This window comes from Hydrogenovibrio sp. (genome assembly GCF_965140365.1).
In the GTDB taxonomy this organism is placed as follows: domain Bacteria; phylum Pseudomonadota; class Gammaproteobacteria; order Thiomicrospirales; family Thiomicrospiraceae; genus Hydrogenovibrio.
Map to the genome: position 1 here is coordinate 766,513 of NZ_OZ223196.1, position 22,758 is coordinate 789,270.

Annotated in this window: 23 protein-coding genes; 15 read left to right on the forward strand and 8 right to left on the reverse strand. The window is 48.5% G+C overall.

Features of this window, described 5'->3' with window-relative positions; genetic code table 11:
* Positions 1-33: 33 nt before the first annotated feature.
* The 10 genes from fliR (at position 34) to AC0KH7_RS03680 (ending at position 10,661) form a co-directional block, all read left to right on the forward strand.
* On the forward strand, positions 34-810 hold the full coding sequence (fliR, locus tag AC0KH7_RS03635; RefSeq protein WP_472370789.1) for a flagellar biosynthetic protein FliR: 777 nt from the start codon (positions 34-36) through the stop codon (positions 808-810).
* A 29-nt stretch (positions 811-839) separates the two neighbouring features.
* Positions 840-1,976, forward strand: coding sequence for a flagellar biosynthesis protein FlhB (flhB, locus tag AC0KH7_RS03640; RefSeq protein ID WP_472370791.1), 1,137 nt, complete (start codon positions 840-842; stop codon positions 1,974-1,976).
* An 11-nt stretch (positions 1,977-1,987) separates the two neighbouring features.
* Positions 1,988-4,081 carry a flagellar biosynthesis protein FlhA gene (gene flhA / locus AC0KH7_RS03645; RefSeq protein ID WP_472370793.1) on the forward strand — a complete coding sequence of 698 codons (2,094 nt, stop codon included), beginning with the start codon at positions 1,988-1,990 and terminating at the stop codon, positions 4,079-4,081.
* Entirely contained in the window at positions 4,082-5,254 is a 1,173-nt protein-coding gene (flhF, locus tag AC0KH7_RS03650) for a flagellar biosynthesis protein FlhF (protein ID WP_472370795.1), read from the forward strand.
* Positions 5,244-6,137, forward strand: coding sequence for a MinD/ParA family protein (locus AC0KH7_RS03655; RefSeq protein ID WP_472370797.1), 894 nt, complete (start codon positions 5,244-5,246; stop codon positions 6,135-6,137). Before flhF ends, AC0KH7_RS03655 begins: the two co-directional genes overlap by 11 nt.
* 16 nt (positions 6,138-6,153) lie before the next feature.
* Positions 6,154-6,879, forward strand: coding sequence for an RNA polymerase sigma factor FliA (locus tag AC0KH7_RS03660; protein WP_472370798.1), 726 nt, complete (start codon positions 6,154-6,156; stop codon positions 6,877-6,879).
* Between the two features lie 38 nt (positions 6,880-6,917).
* Positions 6,918-7,313 (forward strand): chemotaxis response regulator CheY, encoded by a 396-nt coding sequence (locus AC0KH7_RS03665; protein ID WP_472370800.1) that lies wholly within the window; start codon positions 6,918-6,920, stop codon positions 7,311-7,313.
* 84 nt (positions 7,314-7,397) lie between these two features.
* Positions 7,398-8,048 (forward strand): protein phosphatase CheZ, encoded by a 651-nt coding sequence (locus tag AC0KH7_RS03670; RefSeq protein WP_472370802.1) that lies wholly within the window; start codon positions 7,398-7,400, stop codon positions 8,046-8,048.
* Positions 8,049-8,179: 131 nt separating this feature from the next.
* Positions 8,180-10,138 (forward strand): chemotaxis protein CheA, encoded by a 1,959-nt coding sequence (locus AC0KH7_RS03675; protein ID WP_472370804.1) that lies wholly within the window; start codon positions 8,180-8,182, stop codon positions 10,136-10,138.
* Between the two features lie 16 nt (positions 10,139-10,154).
* The gene (locus AC0KH7_RS03680; RefSeq protein WP_472370806.1) at positions 10,155-10,661 is read left to right on the forward strand and encodes a chemotaxis protein CheW; all 507 of its coding nucleotides are present in this window, start codon (positions 10,155-10,157) and stop codon (positions 10,659-10,661) included.
* Between the two features lie 68 nt (positions 10,662-10,729).
* On the opposite strand, the gene AC0KH7_RS03685 is transcribed toward AC0KH7_RS03680, so the two are convergent.
* From AC0KH7_RS03685 to AC0KH7_RS03705, 5 genes are all read right to left on the reverse strand, one after another.
* A complete protein-coding gene (locus tag AC0KH7_RS03685; protein WP_472370808.1) occupies positions 10,730-11,053 on the reverse strand; it encodes an EscU/YscU/HrcU family type III secretion system export apparatus switch protein in 324 nt (107 codons plus the stop codon).
* 58 nt (positions 11,054-11,111) lie between these two features.
* Positions 11,112-11,390 carry an STAS domain-containing protein gene (locus AC0KH7_RS03690; RefSeq protein WP_472370810.1) on the reverse strand — a complete coding sequence of 93 codons (279 nt, stop codon included), beginning with the start codon at positions 11,388-11,390 and terminating at the stop codon, positions 11,112-11,114.
* A 27-nt stretch (positions 11,391-11,417) separates the two neighbouring features.
* Positions 11,418-11,780, reverse strand: a complete 363-nt coding sequence (locus AC0KH7_RS03695) for a response regulator (RefSeq protein WP_472370812.1) — start codon at positions 11,778-11,780, stop codon at positions 11,418-11,420.
* A 47-nt stretch (positions 11,781-11,827) separates the two neighbouring features.
* A complete protein-coding gene (locus AC0KH7_RS03700; RefSeq protein ID WP_472370814.1) occupies positions 11,828-12,358 on the reverse strand; it encodes a chemotaxis protein CheW in 531 nt (176 codons plus the stop codon).
* 181 nt (positions 12,359-12,539) lie between these two features.
* On the reverse strand, positions 12,540-13,577 hold the full coding sequence (locus AC0KH7_RS03705) for a flagellar hook-length control protein FliK (RefSeq protein WP_472370816.1): 1,038 nt from the start codon (positions 13,575-13,577) through the stop codon (positions 12,540-12,542).
* A 134-nt stretch (positions 13,578-13,711) separates the two neighbouring features.
* On the opposite strand from AC0KH7_RS03705, the gene AC0KH7_RS03710 reads away from it, so the two are divergent.
* The 3 genes from AC0KH7_RS03710 to AC0KH7_RS03720 all read left to right on the forward strand — a co-directional run bounded on the left by AC0KH7_RS03710 (position 13,712) and on the right by AC0KH7_RS03720 (position 17,171).
* Positions 13,712-14,539 (forward strand): CheR family methyltransferase, encoded by an 828-nt coding sequence (locus tag AC0KH7_RS03710; protein ID WP_472370818.1) that lies wholly within the window; start codon positions 13,712-13,714, stop codon positions 14,537-14,539.
* A gap of 64 nt (positions 14,540-14,603) precedes the next feature.
* Positions 14,604-15,737, forward strand: coding sequence for a protein-glutamate methylesterase/protein-glutamine glutaminase (locus AC0KH7_RS03715; RefSeq protein ID WP_472370820.1), 1,134 nt, complete (start codon positions 14,604-14,606; stop codon positions 15,735-15,737).
* A 189-nt stretch (positions 15,738-15,926) separates the two neighbouring features.
* A complete protein-coding gene (locus AC0KH7_RS03720) occupies positions 15,927-17,171 on the forward strand; it encodes a methyl-accepting chemotaxis protein (RefSeq protein WP_472370822.1) in 1,245 nt (414 codons plus the stop codon).
* Between the two features lie 64 nt (positions 17,172-17,235).
* Here the strand turns inward: AC0KH7_RS03720 and AC0KH7_RS03725 are convergent, their stop codons facing one another.
* The gene (locus tag AC0KH7_RS03725; RefSeq protein ID WP_472370823.1) at positions 17,236-17,520 is read right to left on the reverse strand and encodes a hypothetical protein; all 285 of its coding nucleotides are present in this window, start codon (positions 17,518-17,520) and stop codon (positions 17,236-17,238) included.
* Between the two features lie 72 nt (positions 17,521-17,592).
* On the opposite strand from AC0KH7_RS03725, the gene AC0KH7_RS03730 reads away from it, so the two are divergent.
* The gene (locus AC0KH7_RS03730) at positions 17,593-17,898 is read left to right on the forward strand and encodes an NGG1p interacting factor NIF3 (RefSeq protein ID WP_472370825.1); all 306 of its coding nucleotides are present in this window, start codon (positions 17,593-17,595) and stop codon (positions 17,896-17,898) included.
* 164 nt (positions 17,899-18,062) lie between these two features.
* Here AC0KH7_RS03730 and AC0KH7_RS03735 read toward each other — a convergent pair whose 3' ends face one another.
* Complete coding sequence (locus tag AC0KH7_RS03735; protein ID WP_472370827.1) at positions 18,063-18,770, reverse strand: FKBP-type peptidyl-prolyl cis-trans isomerase; 708 nt, start codon at positions 18,768-18,770, stop codon at positions 18,063-18,065.
* A gap of 109 nt (positions 18,771-18,879) precedes the next feature.
* Complete coding sequence (gene trxB, locus AC0KH7_RS03740) at positions 18,880-19,836, reverse strand: thioredoxin-disulfide reductase (protein WP_472370829.1); 957 nt, start codon at positions 19,834-19,836, stop codon at positions 18,880-18,882.
* A 341-nt stretch (positions 19,837-20,177) separates the two neighbouring features.
* Here trxB and AC0KH7_RS03745 point away from each other — a divergent pair, with 341 nt between their 5' ends.
* A complete protein-coding gene (locus AC0KH7_RS03745) occupies positions 20,178-22,673 on the forward strand; it encodes a DNA translocase FtsK (protein ID WP_472370831.1) in 2,496 nt (831 codons plus the stop codon).
* The last annotated feature ends 85 nt before the right edge of the window (positions 22,674-22,758 follow it).

The following is a 22,758-nucleotide window of genomic DNA, read 5'->3' on the forward strand; positions in this document are numbered from 1 at the left end:
GGTGAGGCCGTTGACTCCAAATGGAAGGCGCTGATGAGTTTTAGTTATACTGAATTCTTGCAATTGATGGGGCTGTATTTTTGGCCATTCGTGCGCATTTCAGGCATGTTGTTGATGGTGCCGCTTCTGTCGGCCTCGTATGTACCGGTTCGGGTACGTTTGATTCTGGCCGTGTTTATTACCTTGGCCGTCGCGCCCTCTCTGGAGTTGCCGCCACCGATTGACCCCTTTACCTGGCATGGTGTGTTGTTAATTGTGCAGCAATTGGGCATTGGGGTGGCCATTGGATTGATTTTCCTCGTCATTTTTCAAGCCTTTGTTGTCGCCGGTCATTTGGCATCCATGGCGATGGGGCTAGCGATGGCGACGATGGTTGACCCGGCGACCGGGGTGAATACTCCGATTATCGGGCGTTATTTCACGATTGTGGCGACGTTGATCTTTTTGTTGATGAATGGCCATGTTCTGGTCTTTAAGGCCGTGCTAAATAGCTTTGAAATGTTACCGATTGGGTTGCATTTCTTTACGCAAGACAGTTTGAAGTTGATTTATACCTTTGGCGGCCAAATGTTTGAATACGGGGTGGCCATTGCGTTACCGTTGGTGACGGCTCTGTTGTTAGTGAATATTTCATTTGGGGTGGTCTCCCGGGCCGCTCCCGCGCTGAATATCTTTGCTGTTGGCTTTCCTGTTACACTGATGGCCGGCCTGATTATGTTGATCTTTACGACGCCTCTATTGTTACCCAACATACAAATATTGATGAATAATGCGATTGAAACCCTCTCAAAATTGACTTTGAATCAGTAAAAAATTTACTGGAAAGCTGAAACGGAATTATGGCTGAGAACGAAGACGGTACCGAAAAAACGGAAGAACCCTCGGAGAAAAAGCTCCGGGAAGCTCGGGAAAAAGGGCAGGTTGCGCGATCACGTGAGCTGGCGACTTTGATGATGACGCTCGGAGCCGCATTGTTTCTGTATTTTTTCGGTGCCGGTATGGCGGAAGACATCCAGACCATTTTTATCGAAGGTTTGAGTTTTGACCGTTCTCATGCTTATGACATTCATATGTTGAACAACCGTATTTTTGCTTTGGTGGAACTGGCCATCTATATGGTTTTGCCTTTCCTCATGTTGATGGTCTTGATTGCGCTGGTTTCCAATACGATGCTTGGAGGCTGGAATTTCAGTCTGCAAGCCATGTCTCCTAAAATCAGTAAGATGAACCCTTTGTCCGGCATTAAACGGATGTTTTCCATGACCGCTTTGATGGAACTGTTGAAGGCGTTTGGTAAGTTTGTGCTGGTGTCGGTGGTGGCGACGTATTTTCTGTGGTACTCCTATGAAGAAATCCTCAGTATTGGGGTTGAACCGACCAAAATTGCGTTGGCGCACTCGGCCAAACTGATTTTGGAAGCCTTTATTTTCGTCAGTTTGTCGTTGATTGTGATTGCGGCTATTGATGTACCGTTCCAGGTGCATCAGCACATTTCACAGTTGAAAATGACCAAACAGGAAGTGAAAGAAGAGTACAAACAGCAAGAGGGGAGCCCTGAGGTCAAAGCCCGTATCCGTCAGTTGCAACGTGAAATGTCACAAAAACGGATGATGCAAAAAGTGCCGGAGGCGGATGTGGTGATCACCAACCCGACACATTTTGCCGTGGCGCTGCAATATGACCCGGACAGTATGGGCGAACCGATGGTACTGGCAATGGGCAGCGATTTCATGGCGGCGCAGATTCGAACCCTGGCGAAAGAACACGATATTCCGTTAATAGAAGCCCCACCTTTAGCCCGTGCTTTATACTATAATGCGGAGGTTGATCGACCAATTCCGTTGCAGCTCTTTAGAGCCGTTGCGACGATTCTGGCGTATGTATACCAATTGCGAGATGGCAAAAAAGCCAACCAGGTCGATTTTGAAAACTTACCGATACCGGAAGAAATGCAAACGGACAGCCCGAACGAGTAAACTGAGACGGAATGGACTTTAATCAAATTCTCAATAAAATCAAAGAAGCCTTTAAAAACGGCTTAGGGATTCCGATTGCGGTTCTGGCCTTATTGGCCATGGTGGTGGTGCCTTTGCCACCGTTTTTACTGGATGTGTTTTTCACCTTCAACATTGCCTTGTCGCTCGTGGTGTTGATGGTGACGCTTTACGCCAAACGACCGCTCGACTTCGCCGTTTTCCCAACCATTATTCTTTTAGCGACATTATTCCGCCTTTCTTTGAACATCGCGTCCACCCGTGTCATCTTGTTGGAAGGTCATAATGGGGCCAGTGCCGCCGGTCACGTTATCGAAGCCTTTGGTGAGTTTGTTATTGGCGGTAACTTTGCTGTTGGTTTGGTGGTGTTCGCGATTTTGGTGGTGATTAACTTCGTGGTGATCACCAAAGGTGCGGGACGCGTGGCGGAGGTCAGTGCCCGTTTCACCTTGGACTCGATGCCCGGTAAGCAAATGGCGATCGATGCCGATCTCAATGCCGGTTTGATTACGCAGGAAGAAGCTCAGGCTCGGCGGATAGAAATTACCACGGAGGCTGATTTCTACGGCTCGATGGATGGGGCCAGCAAGTTTGTCCGAGGGGATGCCATTGCCGGCATTGTCATACTGTTTATTAACTTGATCGGTGGGTTTGCGATTGGGATGGGGCAGCACGACATGACCTTCGGAGACGCCATTCAGGTCTATACCATTCTGACGCTTGGGGATGGGTTGGTGGCCCAGATTCCGTCGTTGTTGTTATCCACCGCGACGGCGATTATCGTGACCCGCGTGTCGGGTGATAAAGACGATATGAGCCAACAGGTGCAGGCGCAGATGTTCGCCAATCCGAAGGCGTTGGGGATGACCGCGGGGATTGTGGGCGTGTTTGGTGTGATTCCGGGTATGCCGAATTTGGCTTTCTTGTCGTTTGCCGCCATTGCCGGAGCCGGTGCCTACTTTATCCATAAAAAACAGCAAGAGAAACCCGCACCGGAAACCTTGTTGAACGAAGAAGAGAGCTCACCTGAGAATGCTGCGCCGGAGTTGAGTTGGGATGACGTTCAGACCGTGGACGTACTCGGGTTGGAAGTTGGTTATCGTTTGATTCCGATGGTGGATCAAACCCAGAATGGCCAGTTGCTGGAGCGTGTTAAAGGGGTGAGGCGTAAGGTATCCCAGGAGCTTGGGTTTTTGGTGCCGCCGGTACACATTCGCGATAATTTGGATTTAAAACCGAACCAATATAGAATTATGTTGATGGGGGTGTCGTCGGGTGAAGGAGAGGTTTACCCGGATAAGGAGCTGGCGATTAACCCCGGACAAGTGTTTGGCGAAGTGCGCGGCACTCCGACTAAGGATCCGACTTTTGGTTTGGATGCGGTATGGATTGCGGCGTCTGACCGTGAGCAGGCGCAAGCCTTGGGGTATACAGTGGTTGATGCCAGTACGGTTGTGGCGACGCACATCAGTCAGGTGATTCAGGATTACGCATCGGAATTGCTGGGCCATGATGAAGCTCAAAAACTGTTGGATAAACTGAAAGAAACGGCGCCTAAGCTGGTGGACGAACTGGTACCGGAAAGAATGTCGCTGGCCATCGTCGTCAAGGTGTTGCAAAACCTGCTGACGGAAAAAGTATCCATTCGGGATTTACGAACCATTTTGGAAGCCTTGACGGAAAGGGCCTCTCAAACGCAAGACCCGGCACAGCTGACGCAGCAGGTTCGAGCGGCGTTGGGCCGTTCGATTGTTCAGTCCATCGCCGGTACGGATGAAGAGTTAAAAGTGATAACATTGGAACCAGGGTTGGAACAGTTGTTGCTTCAAGCATCGCAGGGAGCGCCTGAAGGACAATTGGCGATTGAACCAGGCCTGGCGGAAAGGCTGCATACGACATTGAAGGAAGAAGCTCAAAAGGTTGAAATGAACGGCCAGTCGGCGGTTCTGCTGGTGGCACCACAGATTCGTGCCCAATTGGCAAAACTGTTCCGCTTCAGCCTGTCAAATTTACATGTATTGGCTTATTCCGAGGTGCCAGAAAATCGACGTATCAGTGTCGTGGCGAGCGTCGGGCAAGGAAACTAAATGAAGTTAAAACGTTACTTAGCCCCCAATATGCGGCGAGCAATGCTTCTGGTTCGGGATGAGCTGGGAGACGATGCCGTTATTATGTCGACCCGCCAAACGGATGAGGGGGTTGAGGTTGTGGCGGCCATTGACCCCGAAGCTAAGCAGTATCAGCAGGCTTCGGCCTCTGGTGAAGCCAGAAGCAGTTATCAGTCGCCTGAGACCGCGATTCCGTCAAAGGTCGCGGAAGCGTCAATGCCAAGCCCTGAAATAGCGAAAATGGCGGACGAATTAAAAGCGGTTAAGCAGATGCTGGAAAATCAGTTATCTGGCTTGGCTTGGCATCAAAGTGAAACACAGGACCCAAATAAAGTTGGGTTGATTAAACGTTTGGTGCAATTAGGCATCGGTTGGGACTTGGCGCAAAAACTGGTGATGGAGGTGAATGCCCATCATGACCAGGCCTGGTCGGAAATATTGGGTACGGTGGAATCGATGATTCCAGTGGATGATAAAGATATTCTCGAGTCCGGTGGGATTGTCGCGTTGGTGGGGCCCACCGGGGTCGGTAAGACCACAACCATTGCCAAGATGGCGAGTCGATTTGTGATGCGGAACAGCGCGAACCAGATCGCTCTGGTGACAACGGATTGCTACAAGATTGGCGCTCAGGCCCAGCTGAAAACGTTTGCTGACTTAATGGGCGTACCCGTCCATGTAGTGAGTTCGGAAGGCGAAATGTACAGCTTACTGGGGTCTTTAGCCTCGAAAAAATTGATTTTGATTGATACGGCCGGTATCAGCCAAAAAGATATTATGTTGACGCAACAGTTGACCAAAGCACAGCCGGGTGTGAACCATATCCGCAATTACTTGGTCATGTCAGCGGCGACGCAATTAAGCGTGATGAAAGATATTGTTCGTTCCTTTAGTCAGGTGGGTTTAAAAGGCTGTATTCTGACCAAAGTGGATGAAGCCTTGCAGTTAGGGAATATTATTACGGTGTTGATTGAACACCAGTTGTCGTTGTCGTATTTATCCAATGGTCAGCGAGTGCCGGAGGATTTGGAGCCGATTAAGGTTAGGGATTTAATGGATAAAGCAATTGTGCTGGGGCAACAACACCAGCATTCGAATCAAGAAGAGGCCTTCCGTATGGGAATGGGAAAGGAGATTTCCGATGCTCAATGATCAGGCGGCTGGGCTAAGAGCGATGCAAACGAGCAATAACGGTGAGCGTAAAGTGAGTTCTGAAAAGAAAAGTAAACCGGTTAGAGTGATTGCCGTCGCCAGTGGTAAAGGTGGCGTTGGTAAGACAAATGTGTCTGTCAATTTAGGCATCAGCCTCAGTAAGATGGGGCACCGGGTGTTGTTGATGGATGCCGATATGGGGCTTGCGAATGTCGATATTATGCTCGGCTTGCAGACTCAGTACAATTTGTCTCATGTGCTGGATGGTGAAAAAACATTACGAGAGGTCATGGTGGATGCGCCGGGCGGTTTGAAAGTGATTCCGGCCGCTTCGGGCGTGAAGCGCATGGCTCAATTGACCCCGATGGAAAATGCTGGAATAATTAATGCCTTTTCCGAGCTTGATGGCATTTTGGATGTGTTGATTATCGATACCGCCGCCGGGATTGCCGACAGTGTCGTCAGCTTTTGTCGCGCCTCCCAGGAAGTGGTGGTGGTGGTTAACGACGAACCCGCTTCGATGACGGATGCGTATGCTTTGATTAAAGTATTAAGTCGGGATTACAAATTGACGCGTTTCCAGTTGTTGGCAAACATGGTGCGTTCGGAAAAACATGGCCGAATTTTGTATGACAAATTCGCGCAAGTGTGTGAACAGTTTCTGGAGGTTTCGATTGATTACCTTGGCACCGTGCCGTTTGATCATGATTTGAGAGAGGCGATTCAGAAACAAAGTCCGGTGACCATTGCGAAACCAATGAGTGAGTCGGCTCAGGCTTTTCGGAACATTGCGCAGCGAATCGACAGTTGGCCGATTCCAACGGGTGTGACGGGGTATTTACAGTTTTTTGTTGAGAGTTTATTTCAGGCTCCGTCTGAATAGATGAGGAATCGATTTCATGACTGGTACACAGGCCTACGCGAACATTCATAAACAGACGTCAAACGGGATGATGGATATCGAGGCGTTTTTGCCCTTGGTGAAACGAATCGCCTATCATTTGAAAGGGCGGTTGCCGGACAGTGTCATGGTGGATGATTTAATTCAATCCGGCATTATCGGTTTGATTGAAGCTTCTCAAAAGTTCGATGCCGGGCAAGGCGCCAGTTTCGAAACCTATGCCGGCATTCGTATTCGTGGCGCTATGTTGGATGAAATTCGAAAAGGGGATTGGACGCCACGTTCGGTTTATCGTAAGTCGCGTGAAGTGTCGGATGCCATTAATTCCGTGGAGTCGAGAAAGGGCCGTGAGTCGCGAGACGAAGAAGTGGCTGAAGAAATGGGGATTACGCTGGATGAGTATTACCACATTCTTCAGGACACCAATTCCGCGCAATTGCTGTCAATTGACGAGCCGGACCATGATGAACTGTCGGAAGATCGTATGGTCAGTGGTGTAAAAACGCCGATCTCGGAGTTGGCCGAGTCAGGGTTTCAATCGGCATTGGCGGAACAGATCAGCGAGCTACCGGAAAAAGAAAAGCTTGTGATGGCATTGTATTACGATGAGGAACTGAACCTTAAAGAAATTGGTGAAGTGCTGGAAGTTAGTGAATCGCGGGTCAGTCAGATTCACAGCCAAGCGATTAAACGCTTGAAATCAAGACTAAAAGATTGGATTTAATAAAGGTTTGAGGGAACATAATGCAAATCGATAGAGATATGAATATATTGGTAGTGGATGATTTTTCTACCATGAGACGCATCGTTAAGAACCTGTTGAAGGAGCTAGGGTTCAGTCGTTTCGATGAGGCCGATGACGGGGCAACCGCTTGGCCGATGATTCAGGGTGGTAAATACGATTTTATCGTCAGCGACTGGAACATGCCGGAAATGACGGGAATTGATTTGTTAAGACATGTCCGAGCAGATGCAAAACTGAAAGACACGCCTTTCTTGTTGATTACAGCCGAAGCGAAACGAAGCCAGATTTTAGAAGCGGCCGAAGCCGGGGTGGATGGGTATATTGTTAAGCCATTTACCGCCGCGACCTTGAACGGTAAAATTCAAAAAATCTTCGAACGAGTCGAAGAGCGCAAAAAGGCCGCAGGCGGCTAGGAGCGTACAAAACAATAAGAAATGATTAAAAGCCTTGTTCATCTGTCCGTGAATGAGGCTTTTTTTTTATAAAAAGGAGGAACGATGAAGAATATCAATGTTGAGCAGGCCAGAGAGCTGCTTCAGGCTTTAGAGAGTGGCCAATATGACCAGGCCTCGAAAACGTTGGATGGTATTTTGGCGGCTCGTGATGAGAGCTTGCTGGAGCAAGTGGAAGAAATCGCACAAAATTTGCATGATACTTTAGAGTCTTTCGGGACGGACGCCAGAATTCTACAACATACCAAACATGGTTTGCCGGATGCGACGGAGCGATTGGAGTATGTTATTCAAACCACGGAAGATGCGAGTAATAAAACGCTGTCCGCTGCCGAAAATACCATCGCTTTGTTGGAAACAATGGAGTCAAAAGCGGTTGATAATGAAATGAAGGAATGGATTGTGCAAGCGCAAGCGCAGGTCACAGAGATTATGATGGCCCAATCGTTCCAGGACTTGACTGGGCAAGTCCTAAATCGGGTGATTATGTTGGTCACCAGTCTCGAACAAAGTTTGGTCGAGCTGATTGAAAAGTCCGGTATTGAGTTCGACAGTATTCCTGAAATGATGACCGAGGAACAACGTAAAGCGGAAGAAATGAAAGGTGTGGGGCCGAATGTCACTAAAAGCAGTCAGCAAAATATTGCGCAATCGCAAGACGAAGTGGATGATCTGTTAGGCGACTTGGGGATTTAGCTTATTTGAGAGGTTGTTAACACTTGATGGCATAGTGATTGCTTTAGTTTTTTCATTGAAAAACGAGAAGGATGAAGTGGCAAAATTTTGGCATTTCATCGTGTTCACACAGGCTCAAAGAGGAATACATCGTGGATGAAGATATTTTACAGGACTTTTTAGTTGAGGCATCTGAACTGGTCGAACAGTTGGATGAGCAGCTGGTTGAGCTTGAAAACTCGCCATCTGATGCCGACCTGTTGAATGCAATTTTTCGTGGCTTTCACACCATTAAAGGTGGTGCCGGTTTTCTAGGGGTAACACCTTTGATCGAGGTGTGCCACCGTGCGGAAAATGTCTTCGATAAAATTCGTAATGGTAACGTCGCTTATGATGCAAGCGCGGCGGACATTATTATGCGAGCGTTTGATGTTATCAGTGACTATATTCAGCAGTTGAATGATGGTGCCCGTGAGTTGGAAGATGCCGATGGTGGGCTGTTGGCGGAATTGGACGCTCTGTGGAAAGGAGAGGCGGTCGCTGAACCGACGCCGGATGACGCCGGCAATGCTTCAGAAGACGCCGCAGGTGTGAAACTGGAATTGCCGGAAGGGGTGGATCCGGATGGTGAAATCTCCGATGATGAATTCGAGGCGTTGTTGAACCAACGCGACGCATTGGTCGGGGGGACCGAGGCCGAAGGCGATCATGAACCGAAATTGGAATTGCCGGAAGGTGTTGATCCAGACGGTGACATTACGGATGATGAATTCGAAGCCCTATTGAATCAACGTGATTTGATCGAAAATTTGCATGAGGCGGAAGGAACCGTTGCGGAAGCGAAACCGGAACCCAAGCCCGAACCCGTAGCAGCAGCGCCAAAACCGCAACCAAAACCTGCGGCAGCATCCGGTGGAGATAAAGGCCAGGCGAAGGCGGCGGCTAATACCGAATCCACTGTGCGTGTCGATACACGTCGTTTGGATGAAATTATGAACTTGGTCGGAGAGTTGGTGTTGGTTCGGAATCGCCTGTTAACGCTTCGTTCCAGTCAAGATTCTGAAGAAGAACTGTCCAATGCCGTCGGCAATCTGGATCATGTGACGACCGACTTACAAGCGTCGGTGATGAAAACCCGTATGCAGCCGGTTAAAAAGGTCTTTGGCCGATTCCCTCGCGTGGTACGCGATTTGGCGAGAAAACTTGGCAAGGAAATCGAGTTGGAGCTGAAAGGGGAAGAGACCGATTTGGATAAAAACCTGGTCGAGGCGTTGGCGGACCCTTTGGTGCATTTGGTTCGTAACTCCGTTGACCACGGGATTGAAATGCCCGATGTGCGAGAACAAGCGAGCAAACCACGTAAAGGAACGGTGATTCTTGCCGCCGAACAAGAAGGGGATCATATTCTACTGTCGATCACCGATGACGGCAAAGGAATGGATCCAGACATTCTGCGCCGTAAAGCGGTGGAGAAAGGCATGATGGATGAAGTGACGGCCAATCAGTTGGATGATAAGGCTGCGTTTGAATTGATTCTGTCGGCCGGTTTCTCGACAGCCGACCAGATCAGTGATATTTCGGGTCGCGGTGTCGGGATGGATGTGGTGAAAAACATGATCACCAAGCTAAACGGCAGTATCGACATTCATTCGGTGTTGGGTGAAGGAACGCAAATCAGCATTCGGGTTCCCTTGACGCTGGCGATTCTGCCAACCTTAATGGTCGCGTTTGAAGAAGACAGCTACGCGATTCCGTTGACCAGTGTTCAGGAAATTTTCGATTACGATGCCTCTCAGGTCAATCGCATTGACGGACAGGTCATGGTGCGGTTGCGCGATAAGAGTGTGCCGCTGATGTTCCTGTCGGAATGGTTGACACCTGAAAGCATTAAAGAAGATTATGAAGGCGATAAGGTTATCATTGTCTCCATTGGCAATCAGCGCGCCGGTTTGGTCGTTGATCAAGTGAATGGTCAAGAAGAAGTGGTCATTAAACCTTTAGGTGTGATGATGAAACACCTTGAAGGGTATGCCGGCGCTACCATTACCGGTAACGGCAATATCGCGCTTATTTTAGATTTACCGGGCGTGATTCAGCGCTTTCAATATTAAATAACGGAGACGTGTCATGATGGAACAAGATATGACATCGACAAACCAATTGCTGGACGGCGTCATTGGAGACGAAGAAGAAGAGCAATATTCCGGTCCGAGTATCCGCTGTGTTATGTTTAACCTGGATTCGGAAGTCTATGGCATTAACGTCAAAAAAGTGCGTGAAGTTTTACGTGTCGGCTCCATTCGTAAGGTCGAAGGAGCGGCGCACAATGTTCTGGGCATCATCAATGTGCGCGGGTTGATTGTGACGGTTGTCGATACGCGGGCAACTTATGGTTTGATGAGTAAACCGGTGGATGAGTTGTCCCGTATCATTATCGTCGAACTCGACACGGATAATATTGTTGGTATGCTGGTGGATTGTGTGATGGAAGTGAAAGATATTCCTGAGAAGAAGTTTGAGCCGATGTCGGCTACCAAAGAAGGCGCTTCGCGTTATTTGCAAGGCATTGCCCATTACAATGGTGATGTGGTCATCTTGATTGATGTAGACAGTATGTTTTCTGGTCAGGCTTAATTTCTTCAGCCTTGATTTCTTTGTCTTAAACGCCCAGGCCTGGGCGTTTTGCTTATTCGTTTGCAAAATTATGTTGTTTCGGAAGAGTCAGTTTTGACCTGACCGGGAATGGTTTTGTCGGATAGCTGATAAGCAAAAATTAACACTTGAACCACCGCTTCGTATAATAACTCCGGTATTTCTTGATCCAATTCGACTTGAGATAACAGCGAGACCAGTTGGTGGTCTTCCTTGATGGGGATATTATGTTCTTTGGCCAGTTCAATGATTTGTTCCGCCAAGTGCCCCGTGCCTTTGGCCGATACTCGTGGTGCGGTTTCACCGTCATACTCTAATGAGATGGCAACTTTCTGGTCCAGGGTGGTCGGCGTGTTTTTATCGTCCGTGTCCATAGGGTTGTCCGAAGGTGGCTTAAATGAAAAAGTCGCAATTCTTGCGGCTTTTTGAAGGTTAAGCGAGGCGGAGCTTTTCCGTCAACCCCAGTTTGGACGCACCAGAGGTCAAAGCCTCGCTGGGCGAATCCCAGAGAATTTGTTTTTGGTTTTGAATGGCGTTTTTTACCAGGGCCAGAAGGGCTTGGAGGCCCGACGTGTCAATCGATTCGACACCTGCGGCTGAGATGGTATAGGTTTCCGCATCGGATTGAAAGGCGATCTTAAGGTTGCCGTACAGTTCTTCAATGTGATGAATTGTTAAGCTGTCTGCTAGTTCGATTTGATAGTCGCTCATCAGATGACCTCCGGCTTAAGCCGTTATTTAAAGCACTCGGTTGATAACGGAAAGCAGTTTTTCAGGGCTGAAAGGCTTGACGATCCAACCGGTGGCGCCAGCTTCTTTCCCTTTCGTTTTCATGTCGCCGGACGACTCGGTCGTCAAACATAAAATGGGGGTGAATTTGTAGTTAGGAAGTGTGCCGCGAACCGCTTGAATCAGTTCAATGCCATTCATGTTTGGCATGTTGATGTCGGTTACGATTAAGTCGTATTGTTCTTTTTTGGCCATGTCGAGCGCGATTAAACCATCTTCGGCTTCGGCGACATCGTGACCTGCTGATTTCAACGACATGCTGACCATTTGACGCATGGATTTTGAATCATCAACCGCAAGGATTTTGGACATTGTTACTTCTCACTTTCTTAATACTTAAACCTGAATGTAATTATACATTATTCGTCAATATGAAGGCTCTTTTTGATCTCCGACAAGATGCCGGTTGAGACCAGTTCATCGACATGTAAAACGATGACCATCTTTTCGCCAACGGTGGCGAGTCCTCTAACGTATTCGGTATGGATTGTGCCGTTAATTTCGGGTGCGCCTTGCAAGTTGTGCAGGTCAATTCCGTGTACATCGGATACACCGTCAACCACAATGCCAATGATTTTTTGGGTGGCGCTTTGCTCGTCGGTGGCCCGTAAAATAATCACAACGGTGCTTTCATCGTAAGTGATTTCGGAAAGCCCGAAACGCACTCGTAAGTCCACCACCGGTACTACGGCACCTCGCAGGTTGATAACGCCCATGACATAATCGGGCGCATTTGGAATGCTGGTGGTTCTTTCCCAGCCTTTGATTTCCTGAACGCGCAGAATATCAACACCGTACTCTTCTCCTCCGAGAATAAAGCTGAGGATTTGATCGTCGGTTCCGTCGTTTTCTTCGATTTGATCTTGAATGGCTTCTACGTCAGCACTCATTTGATTCTAGCCTCGTATCCTCGAATAATCTGTATATTTTTTTATGGTAACTTACCTTATTTGTCTGGAAAGGTCTAGTTTTAAAAAGGGTTTTCATTGAAAAAACACACTGGAATAATAAAAAATTTACTCTCCAGCGTGAAACTTTCTCCAAGCAATTAACTCGCCAGTTTTTGAAGTGTTAAACATGAAGGTCGATTAAAGCGACTTTTTGAGCCAGCGGGTGGCTCTCTGGCTTTTGTTGAGTGATGAAGACTTGCTTGAGGGGGATGGCCGCTTGTTGAAAGCCGGCCTGTAATTGTGGAATGGCCTCACGAATCTCGTGTTCCAGTTGCACATTGTCTGCCCAAAGGCTGAGTGACACTTCATCGTTCATGAGCATCAATTTGCTTGACAGTTCTCCCGATGATAAGGTCAAGTTAACGATGACTTCCCAGAAGTCCGGGATTTCTTTTGCCTGGCGACGAATGTCGATTTCCATTTCTTCAATGTAGGGATTCGGCTGTAATGGGAGTTGGATATTGAGCCGGTTTGGGTTTTCAATCGCTTGAATCTGCTGCAAAGTGATTCGACTCAGGGTTTGGGATAACAGTTTTGCCAGCTTAGGTAGCTCAGGAGACTCTGTGGGTTTGGCTTGTTGTGTCATCTGCAATAATTGCAGAAGTCGACTTTTGAGATCACCGGTTTGGGGCTTGTTGCCTTTGGCCAGTTGGTTTTCCAAAAACAAGCCGCTCGACAAGAGCTGCGTTTTCAATTCTTTTGCACTGGTTTGGTTCGATGGTTTGAATAATTGTTCCAATAAGGACGTTAGGTGAGATTGGATATTCGCCGGCAACAAGCCCGTTTGACTCAGTTGGACCAGCTGTTGTAACCCCTGGCTGATCGGGATTTGGTTTGGAAGAAGTTGACGATAGGCGGTTTGTAGCGTTTGTTGCGCGGTGGCTTGTGCCGTGTTTGAAGGGCCGCGTCCTTGTATTTGCAGGACAACGTTTGGTTTGGTTTGAGTGACTTTGACGTCGAGCTGTTGGCCGGCTTGCAGTGATTGTTGGCTGGTGGCTGTGAGGCTGCGACCGGCTAGGTTGAATGTGACTTGGTTCCCTTCGGTTTTGGTGACCGTCACGGAGAGCAACTGCCCCACGGCCAGCTTCAGCGCTTGAGGGGTGGTCTGTCCCAGGTTGAGGTTGCCGCCAATGGATGTGGATGTCGGGCCGATCGCCATAGGGTTCCTGAGGCACTAAGCCATTCGGTGTAAGAAAATTGCCGATTAGACGAAATAATAAACTGCATTCCTTGAATCAAGCAACTATAATTGTATTTCATAATAAGACCATTTTAATAATAAGGGCAAAAGACGTGAGTGAAAGGGAATTTGACTTTACCGAGAAAGACTTTTTAAGAGTCAAAACGGTTGTTTATAATTTTGCCGGAATCGATTTGAATGATTCCAAGAAAAACCTTGTTTACAACCGTCTGGCAAAGCGTATTCGCTTTTTGGATATGAACTCCTTCTCATCTTATTTGGACTATGTCGAAGAGCAGGGAGAAGCGGAATTTGTTCATCTGATTAATGCCATCACCACCAACCTGACGTTTTTCTTTCGCGAAAATCACCATTTTGAATATCTGGCCAATCAAGTCATTCCGATGTTGTTGGAAAAAAACAAAGCCTCGAAAAAAATTCGTATCTGGTCGGCGGGCTGCTCCACCGGTGAAGAGCCCTATTCGTTAGCCATTGTATTGAAAGAGGCGGTCCCTTCCGGGTGGGATGCGCGTGTACTTGCCACTGATTTGGACACCAATGTGGTCCAGACCGGGCAAACCGGTGTCTACAAAATCGACCGATTGAAAGGCGTATCAGACGAACGTAAAAAGCGTTGGTTTTTAAAAGGATCGGGCGCGCGTGAAGGCTATGTTCGAGTCAAACCGGAATTGCAACAAGTTATTGATTTCGGCCAAATTAATTTAATGAACGAATGGCCAATCCGAGACGCGATTGACGTGATTTTTTGTCGTAATGTGGTTATTTATTTCGATAAAGAGACGCAAGCCCGTTTGTTTGATCGTTACGCTAACTTGTTGCCGGACAACGGCCACCTGTTCATCGGGCATTCCGAATCCTTATATAAGGTGTGTGACCGTTTTGAATTGCTCGGTCAGACCATTTACCGGAAAATTCGTTAAGCGGATTGCGGTATAATCACGATTAAGAACTCATGAAACCCCTAAAGCCCATCAGGTAATCTATATGTCAAAGGTAAAAGCACTCGTCGTAGATGATTCAGCATTGGTTCGATCCATGTTGCAGGAAATGTTGGGAGCTGATCCGGATATTGAGGTGGTCGGTACGGCTTCCGACCCATATGATGCTCGCCAGAAAGTGAAAGAGCTGCACCCGGATGTGCTGACGCTGGATGTCGAAATGCCGAAAATGGATGGCGTGACGTTTTTGAAAAACCTGATGCGTTTGCATCCCTTGCCTGTGGTGATGGTGTCGACCCTGACCGAAAAAGGCGCGGACATTACGTTTGAAGCCTTGGATTTGGGTGCCGTGGATTTCGTGACCAAACCGAAGATCGATTTGGAACATACCTTTGAAGACTACGCTCAGGAAATCCGCACCAAGGTGAAAACGGCGGCAAAGGTGTCGAGATGGCAGCTTGAACGTCACTATGCGCGTTATGCCTCCAACCTGAAAGAAAAACCGATTGTGTTACCGAGTGTACGTCCTGCCCCGTCGAAAACGGTGGCTGAAAAATATTCTGCGGATGTCATTGTTCAGAAAAAAAGTCCATCGGCCACTTCGCGTATTTCCGATAAAATCATTGCTCTGGGTGCCTCTACAGGCGGGACGGAAGCCATCAAAGAAGTGTTGATGCGCTTGCCGGCGAATACGCCGGGGATTGTTATTACCCAACATATTCCCGCCACATTCAGTTTGCCGTTTGCACAACGGATGGACAGTGTATCGGAAATGACGGTGGTGCAAGCCGAAGATCGGCAACCAATCTTGCCGGGGCATGTCTACATTGCCCCGGGCGACAAACATTTGCTGGTGGAAAAAGCCGGAGGCGGTTATATTTGCCGCTTGAATGATGGGCCGCCGGTCAATCGTCATAAGCCGTCGGTGGATGTGATGTTCCGAACCGTGGTGCAGAACGTCGGCAAAAATGCCGTTGGGGTGCTCTTAACCGGTATGGGCGCGGACGGCGCGAAAGGTATGAAAGAGCTACAGGAAATCGGTGTTCCAACGGTTGCGCAGGATGAAAAAACCAGTGTTGTTTGGGGAATGCCGGGAGAAGCCGTCAAACTGGGGGCGGCAGATCATGTGCTTCCTTTGGGGCGTATTCCTGAAAAAATTCTGGAGCTGGTCAAAAAATAAATTTTTGACCCGGCCTGGTCTTTCTTGTTGTTTTTGCAATTAAAACTCGTCAGAAACGAAATTCATTGTTTCCGTATAAACAAAAATTATCCATTAAGAATTTATCATTCCCGCCGAGAAATGACTTGATGCTGGCATATTAACTGCTTTGCATGAGTTAACGTTACGGGTTTATTTAAGGAAAAACGCATGTTGCATACTTTTAAGCAATACTGGCCAGCTTGGCTCTTAACTCTGTTAGGGGTGGTATTGACCTTCATAGACATTCCATTTATCGGTGCCATTGCACTTGTTTTGGTTTCCTTGATCTGGACATTATCCGTGGCAAAAGTTGCCAGGGAGGGCGGTGCTGTCACGGTCCCTGTCAAAGCGGAACCCGGTTCAGCCGCTGCGTTAGCCAGTGTGAGTCAATCAACGAATTTTGATGCCACTGTGATTGATGATTCTTTACAAGTCATTATGAATGACATTGATGCCGTGGTGGACCAAGAAGTTGAAGTGGTTCGTGGAGAGTTGCTGCAGGTTAAAGAGTTGGTGGCTGAAGCCATTGAAACCCTGAACACCAGCTTTATGGGCTTGCACGGTCAGACCCAGGAAGAGTACAAAATGGTGGTTTCGCTTTTGGATAACCTGGGCGGCACCGGCGAAGGCATGAGTATTCAAAAGTTCTCTTCCGAAATCAAAGGGGTGTTGGAGTTTTTGATTACGCTGTTACGTAACTCCAGTCAGCGCAGTAACGAGACGGTCGATAAAATTGATGACATGGTCAGTCAGATCGAATCCATCTTTGTCCTTTTGGAAGATGTTAAAGGGATAGCCGATCAAACCAACCTTTTGGCTCTGAATGCGGCGATTGAGGCGGCTAGAGCCGGTGAAGCCGGTCGTGGGTTCGCGGTGGTGGCCGATGAAGTCCGTAAGCTGTCTCTGAACTCGAATCAGTTGAACGAACAGATTCGTAAACAAGCGGAAAAAGCCAAACAAACCGTCGATCAAGTGCGTCGTCGAGTGATGGATACGGCGGAAAAAGATATGGAAGAAGCCAATTCGTCACAGGATCAGGTAACGGTTCTGGTAACCGATCTGGAAGCGATGAACAGTGGTATTTCCGATAAGCTGGGCGATGTGTCAGGCATTATTTCCGAAATCGAGGTCAGCGTTTCCAATGCCATGCGTTCCTTGCAGTTTGAAGATATTGTACGCCAGCTAGTAGAGCAGGTGCTGAACCATTTGGAAAACCTGACCGGCTTTTCACACAAAATCAGTCACTTTATTGAAGAAAGTAAAAATGACCCGGTGAAATCGGTTGCCGAGCATAAGCAACGTTTGGAAGCTTTTCGAAATACCATTCACCAAGAGCGTGAAGAAATTGAAGCTAAGCGGATGCGCCGGGTTTCGTCGGAATCCATGGAAGAGGGTGAAATAGATCTTTTCTAAAAAGGGCTTCTATAAACGAAAAAAGCACCGAAAGGTGCTTTTTTTATGGGAGTAAGAGCCTTTTTTAAGGTTCCATATTCCCCATTTCACTGTTCCAGAAACTGCCAAAAATCAAGCTGAATACCAAGCCGGTGGCGAAAACAATATACCAGTAGGTGCGCATTTGAGCCGCACGTTTAATTTCCGCTTCGCTTAATTCGCTTTCGTTCGGGCGGTCTTTAAAAAAGACGACCATGAAGCCCACGGCGGAAATGAAACCGGCAATGTTGGCCAGATAGTGGTTATGCGTTAACATCGACGCGAATCCCAATGACAGTATTATAAAATACGTAATCAATATGTTTTTCATCTTGCTCTACCTTGAGTTGGGTGATTTCGAACCCCAATTATTCTAGTCGGTTTAAGGAGAAATATGTATAAAATGTGTTTTTTTGTCCCGGAAACGCACCTGGAAGCCGTTAAATCGGCGGTGTTTGCAGCCGGAGCCGGTCGGATTGGTGATTATGATCAATGTTGTTGGCAAGTAAAAGGAGAGGGGCAGTTTCGTCCACTGGCTGGGAGTCAGCCTTTTTTGGGCAAGCAGGATGCGTTAGAGAAGGTGGTTGAATTTCGCGTAGAGTTGGTGGTGGAAAAAAGCTGTGCCAGAGCGGTGATTCAGGCGTTGAAACAGGCGCATCCATATGAGGAGCCCGCCTATGATGTAATGGCGTTGGTTGAGTTGGAATAAGCGTAAGATAAAATTTATCTATCACTATAGACAAACTTTATATTAGAAAAAAATAATGTAGCTGGTAAACTTAGCTGAGTTGAAACTTCAACTAATCCTCCCTTTGTATTACATAACCGATAATACAGCCCGAACACAGGGATCGTGTTCGGGCTTTTTTCGTTTTAAGAGGCCGGTTTTTCGGCTTTAATCAGCTCGATGGTGAAAATCAGCGTCTCATTCGGCCCGATGATGTCTCCCGCGCCTTTGGAGCCGTAACCCAGTGATGGTGGAACGAAAATTTCCCACTTCGCACCCGGTTTCATCATTTTCAAAGCTTCGCCCCAGCCTGGAATGACATCCCCCATTTGGAATTCAATCGGCGTGCCGCGACTATAAGAACTGTCGAACTCGGTGCCGTCAATCAAAGTGCCTTTGTAGTTGGCGGTCAAGACATCGCCTTTTTTTGGCGTGGCACCTTTGCCCGGTTGGATGATGCGATATTGCAGGCCGCTTTGGGTGACTTTGACGTCATCCCGTTTTTTGTTTTTTGCCAGAAAGGCTTCACCTTTTTGAGCATTTTCTTCGGCCAGTTTTTTACGGGCTTCGGCTTGCTTTTGCATGACTTGTTTTTTGACTTCGTTGACGGCTTGTTGCATCTCTTTATCCGTCAAGCGCAGTGACTTGTTTTTCATGACGTCTTGCATGCCCAGAACCAGAGCCGGAATGTCGATTTCAACGCCTTGTTGTTGGAAGTTTTTGGCCAGATCAGAGCCCAGCGCGTAGCTGGCTTTTTTTTCAACGGAATCCAGTTGAGTGTCGGCTGATAAAGCAGACAAACTGGTGCCGGACAGGATGGCGACTAGACCGGTGGTGAGTAGTTTTCTTTTCATAAACGTCTCGAATTGTGGAATCGTAATTGAGCAATCCCTTTATCGAAAACGGCCAGGCCTGGCCGTTTTGCATAAAGGGGCTAGGGGGATTTGAAATCGAATTCAGGTCTTAGCTTTGCGATTCCAAATGATCCAGGAATTTTTCCGCATCCAGGGCGGCCATGCAGCCCGCGCCAGCGGAAGTGATGGCTTGTTTATAGACCTGGTCCATCACGTCGCCAGCGGCGAAAATACCCGGGATGGAGGTTTGGGTGGCGTTGCCTTGTAAGCCGCTTTGGACTTTCAGGTAGCCATGATCCATGTCCAGTTGTCCGTCAAAGATACCGGTGTTCGGTGTGTGACCGATGGCGATGAAGACGCCGGCCACATCAATTTCTTTGGTGTCACCGCTTTGCGTGTTTTTCAAGCGCAAACCCGTCACGCCCATATTGTCGCCCAGAACCTCTTCCAGGGTGCTGTTGTATTCAATCTTGATGTTACCGTTTTCAGCTTTTTCTTTCAGTTGATCGGCCAGAATTTTTTCCGAACTGAAGCTGTCGCGACGATGCACAATGGTGACTTCCGCCGCGATATTGGATAAGTAAAGGGCTTCTTCGACAGCGGTGTTGCCGCCACCGATGACCGCGACTTTCTGGTTGCGGTAAAAGAAACCGTCACAGGTGGCGCAAGCGGAAACGCCTTTGCCTTTAAAGGCTTCTTCGGATTCCAGCCCCAAATATTTGGCGGAAGCACCGGTGGCGATAATCAAGGCGTCGCAGGTGTATTCACCGCTGTCGCCAATCAGTTTGAATGGGCGTTGCTGTAATTCAGCCGTGTGGATGTGGTCGAACAAAATTTCGGTTCCGAAACGCTCGGCATGTTTTTGCATGCGTACCATCAAGTCCGGGCCGGTCAATCCTTCCACGTCGCCCGGCCAATTATCCACTTCGGTGGTGGTGGTCAGCTGTCCGCCTTGTTGCATTCCTGTAATCATGACAGGTTCCAAATTTGCGCGGGCCGCATAGACAGCGGCGGTGTAGCCGGCTGGGCCGGAGCCGAGAATCAACAGTTTGCAATGCTTTGACATAACATCCTTTCCTTTATTTTGTCTCTGTCCGCGACGAGTCACCTCGGCGGACGTGTGATCTTGAGTCAGGCAGAAAACGCCGGTTGCCGTTTATGACAAATGCCAAATCCGCCAGGCCTGACGAGGCCGTGTCGGAGGGCGGAATAGAATTAACGACGGCTTCTGAAATATGCTAGAATTCTAGCAGCTTTTTAACTGGCTTTGCATAATTATATTTGCGGAGAAATCGGCAGCATTGAGTGAGTATGACTGTGTTTCCGGCGAATTGTATTTTGATAGAAATTTCTTTAAATTCGATAAAAGAATCCGATAACCCTTGAACAGGATAAAACAGTAATCGTATGGGATTTAAGCAACCGAAACCGGCAGATGTTACGGACGAGGCTCAAGACTTAGAGGCTTCCGGTCGCCGTGTGCACTGGGTGGTCAAAGACGCCATTCTCTTGGCCTGCATCGGTTTGGCGTTTTTTCTGTTTATCGTTTTGTTCAGTTATCATCCGGGCGATCCGGGGTTCGACACCGTTAATGAAGGCCAAATGGCTGAAAATTATGGTGGACGGACCGGTGCTTGGATTTCCTCCCTGATTTTGTATTTGTTTGGCATTTTCGGTTTTTTGATTCCATTCGGACTGTTGTTTGCGGGCATGGTGACCTTGAAAATCCGGGCCGGGTCGGAAATGGATTACGTGCATTTCGCTTTGAGCATGCTGGGGCTGGCATTATTGATTGTGTCCGGCGCAGGCCTGGCCGCTTTGTATCTTGAACCGCATAATGATTTGATTCAATTGCCTTATTCGGGCGGTGGGGTTCTGGGCTATGAGTTCAGTGCCTTTTTAGTGGATGGCATTGATTTGCTCGGCGCCACTTTGGTGTTACTGGTGATGTTCGCCATTGCGTTCAGTCTGCTGACCAGTTTTTCCTGGATTACCATTATCGATTACACCGGTGTGATGGTGTGGAAGCTGTTGGATCAATTAAAACAGCAACTCGACGCTCTGCGCTCGGACTACGAAGATAAGCGTCAGTCTAAGCAAGAAGCCGCCAGAGAAATGGATTCCGCCGCTAAATCGCCGGCTATCTTAACGCCGCCTTCGTCAGCTAAGCAAGCCGAAAAAGCCGCTTTGGAGCCGGTGAAGAAAAAGCCGAAAGTCGTGGAAGCGTTGGCGGAAAAGGTTAAGTCGAAAAGCAAGCAGATGCTGGAAAGCAAAACGGCGGAACCGGAAGCGCCACGGGTTGAGCCGTCCATTGATATGGACAAGCTGGATGACGAGGTTGCCGAAGCCGAAGGCGCGTCGGTTAAGGTGGGCAAAAAAGCCATTTCCAACAGTACCGTGCCGGCGGTACGCTCCGGTGAATTGCCGAGCGTGGAATTATTGGACCCGGTGCCGGAATACGATGACGGTTTTTCCGAAGACGAGCTGACAACGTTATCATTGCTGTTGGAAAAGCGTCTGGAAGAATTCGGTGTCAAGGTGAAAGTGGAAGCCGTGCAACCCGGGCCGGTGGTCACGCGCTTTGAGGTTTTACCGGCCGCGGGTGTGAAGGTCAGCCAAATTAACAATCTGGCCAAGGACTTGGCCCGCGTCTTGTCGGTCAAATCGGTGCGAGTCGTGGACATTATTCCGGGCAAATCCGTGGTGGGCATCGAAATTCCAAACGATGAACGTGAAGTGGTGAGCTTCCGTGAAGTGATTTCGTCCGACGAATTTCAACACGCCAAGTCGCCATTGACGGTGGCGCTGGGGAAAGACATCGCCGGTAAGGCCGTGGTCGCCGATATTGCCAAAATGCCACATTTGTTGGTGGCCGGGACCACCGGCTCCGGTAAGTCGGTGGGTGTAAACAGCATGATTTTAAGCATGTTGTATAAAAGCACACCGGAAGAAGTCCGTTTGATTATGGTCGATCCGAAAATGCTGGAATTATCGGTGTACGAAGACATTCCGCATTTGCTGACGCCGGTGGTTACCGATATGTCCGAAGCCGCTAACGCACTGCGTTGGAGCGTTTATGAAATGGACCGTCGTTATCAGTTGATGGCCAAGCTTGGGGTGCGCAACATCGCCGGTTACAATGCCAAAGTCAAAGGGGCCATTGAAAGGGGTGAACCGATTATTGACCCTTTGTACCAACAACCGGCCAATTTCGGGCACGAAATGAGCGAGCCGCCGCCAACCCTGGAGCCGTTACCGTACATTGTCGTGGTGGTGGACGAGTTCGCCGATATGATTATGGTGGTCGGCAAGGAAGTCGAACAGTTGATTGCCCGTATCGCGCAGAAAGCGCGTGCCGCAGGGATTCATTTGATTTTAGCGACTCAGCGGCCGTCGGTGAACGTGATTACCGGTTTGATCAAAGCGAATATTCCGACGCGAATTTCCTTTATGGTCAACACCAAAATCGACTCGCGAACCATTCTGGACCAAGGCGGCGCCGAGCAGTTGCTGGGCATGGGGGATATGCTGTTTATGCCGCCGGGTACCGGCAGTCCGAAACGGGTTCACGGCGCGTTTATGACCGATGAAGAAGTGCATAAAGTGGCCGAATTTGTGAAGTCGCAAGGTGAACCCCAATATCTGGAAAGCGTGACGCAAGGTGGCACATCCGAGAAAAGCGATAGCCTAGCCGAGGATGCCGAACAAGACTTGCTTTACGATCAAGTGGTGGCCTTTGTGTTGGAGAATCAGCGGGTGTCGGTGTCGTTGGTGCAGCGTCAGTTTAAAATCGGTTACAACCGAGCGGCGCGGATTGTCGAGGCGATGGAATCCGCCGGTGTGGTCTCGCCGATGAAAGCCAACGGTAACCGTGATGTGCTGGCGCCGAAGCCGCAGGATTAATTTTAACGAATCGTAACTTTCTTGAAAACCGCCAGGCCTTTATGCCCTTTAGGGTGTGGTGATTTCCGCTGGTGGTATTTAAGAA

What these genes read in the sequence shown, in the direction of transcription:
- fliR (WP_472370789.1), top strand. Translation starts at nt 34, where the DNA reads ATGAGTTTTAGTTATACTGAATTCTTGCAATTGATGGGGCTGTATTTT.
- flhB (WP_472370791.1), top strand. Translation starts at nt 840, where the DNA reads ATGGCTGAGAACGAAGACGGTACCGAAAAAACGGAAGAACCCTCGGAG.
- flhA (WP_472370793.1), top strand. Translation starts at nt 1,988, where the DNA reads ATGGACTTTAATCAAATTCTCAATAAAATCAAAGAAGCCTTTAAAAAC.
- flhF (WP_472370795.1), top strand. Translation starts at nt 4,082, where the DNA reads ATGAAGTTAAAACGTTACTTAGCCCCCAATATGCGGCGAGCAATGCTT.
- AC0KH7_RS03655 (WP_472370797.1), top strand. Translation starts at nt 5,244, where the DNA reads ATGCTCAATGATCAGGCGGCTGGGCTAAGAGCGATGCAAACGAGCAAT.
- AC0KH7_RS03660 (WP_472370798.1), top strand. Translation starts at nt 6,154, where the DNA reads ATGACTGGTACACAGGCCTACGCGAACATTCATAAACAGACGTCAAAC.
- AC0KH7_RS03665 (WP_472370800.1), top strand. Translation starts at nt 6,918, where the DNA reads ATGAATATATTGGTAGTGGATGATTTTTCTACCATGAGACGCATCGTT.
- AC0KH7_RS03670 (WP_472370802.1), top strand. Translation starts at nt 7,398, where the DNA reads ATGAAGAATATCAATGTTGAGCAGGCCAGAGAGCTGCTTCAGGCTTTA.
- AC0KH7_RS03680 (WP_472370806.1), top strand. Translation starts at nt 10,155, where the DNA reads ATGATGGAACAAGATATGACATCGACAAACCAATTGCTGGACGGCGTC.
- AC0KH7_RS03685 (WP_472370808.1), bottom strand. Translation starts at nt 11,053, where the DNA reads ATGGACACGGACGATAAAAACACGCCGACCACCCTGGACCAGAAAGTT.
- AC0KH7_RS03690 (WP_472370810.1), bottom strand. Translation starts at nt 11,390, where the DNA reads ATGAGCGACTATCAAATCGAACTAGCAGACAGCTTAACAATTCATCAC.
- AC0KH7_RS03695 (WP_472370812.1), bottom strand. Translation starts at nt 11,780, where the DNA reads ATGTCCAAAATCCTTGCGGTTGATGATTCAAAATCCATGCGTCAAATG.
- AC0KH7_RS03700 (WP_472370814.1), bottom strand. Translation starts at nt 12,358, where the DNA reads ATGAGTGCTGACGTAGAAGCCATTCAAGATCAAATCGAAGAAAACGAC.
- AC0KH7_RS03705 (WP_472370816.1), bottom strand. Translation starts at nt 13,577, where the DNA reads ATGGCGATCGGCCCGACATCCACATCCATTGGCGGCAACCTCAACCTG.
- AC0KH7_RS03715 (WP_472370820.1), top strand. Translation starts at nt 14,604, where the DNA reads ATGTCAAAGGTAAAAGCACTCGTCGTAGATGATTCAGCATTGGTTCGA.
- AC0KH7_RS03720 (WP_472370822.1), top strand. Translation starts at nt 15,927, where the DNA reads ATGTTGCATACTTTTAAGCAATACTGGCCAGCTTGGCTCTTAACTCTG.
- AC0KH7_RS03725 (WP_472370823.1), bottom strand. Translation starts at nt 17,520, where the DNA reads ATGAAAAACATATTGATTACGTATTTTATAATACTGTCATTGGGATTC.
- AC0KH7_RS03730 (WP_472370825.1), top strand. Translation starts at nt 17,593, where the DNA reads ATGTGTTTTTTTGTCCCGGAAACGCACCTGGAAGCCGTTAAATCGGCG.
- AC0KH7_RS03735 (WP_472370827.1), bottom strand. Translation starts at nt 18,770, where the DNA reads ATGAAAAGAAAACTACTCACCACCGGTCTAGTCGCCATCCTGTCCGGC.
- trxB (WP_472370829.1), bottom strand. Translation starts at nt 19,836, where the DNA reads ATGTCAAAGCATTGCAAACTGTTGATTCTCGGCTCCGGCCCAGCCGGC.
- AC0KH7_RS03745 (WP_472370831.1), top strand. Translation starts at nt 20,178, where the DNA reads ATGGGATTTAAGCAACCGAAACCGGCAGATGTTACGGACGAGGCTCAA.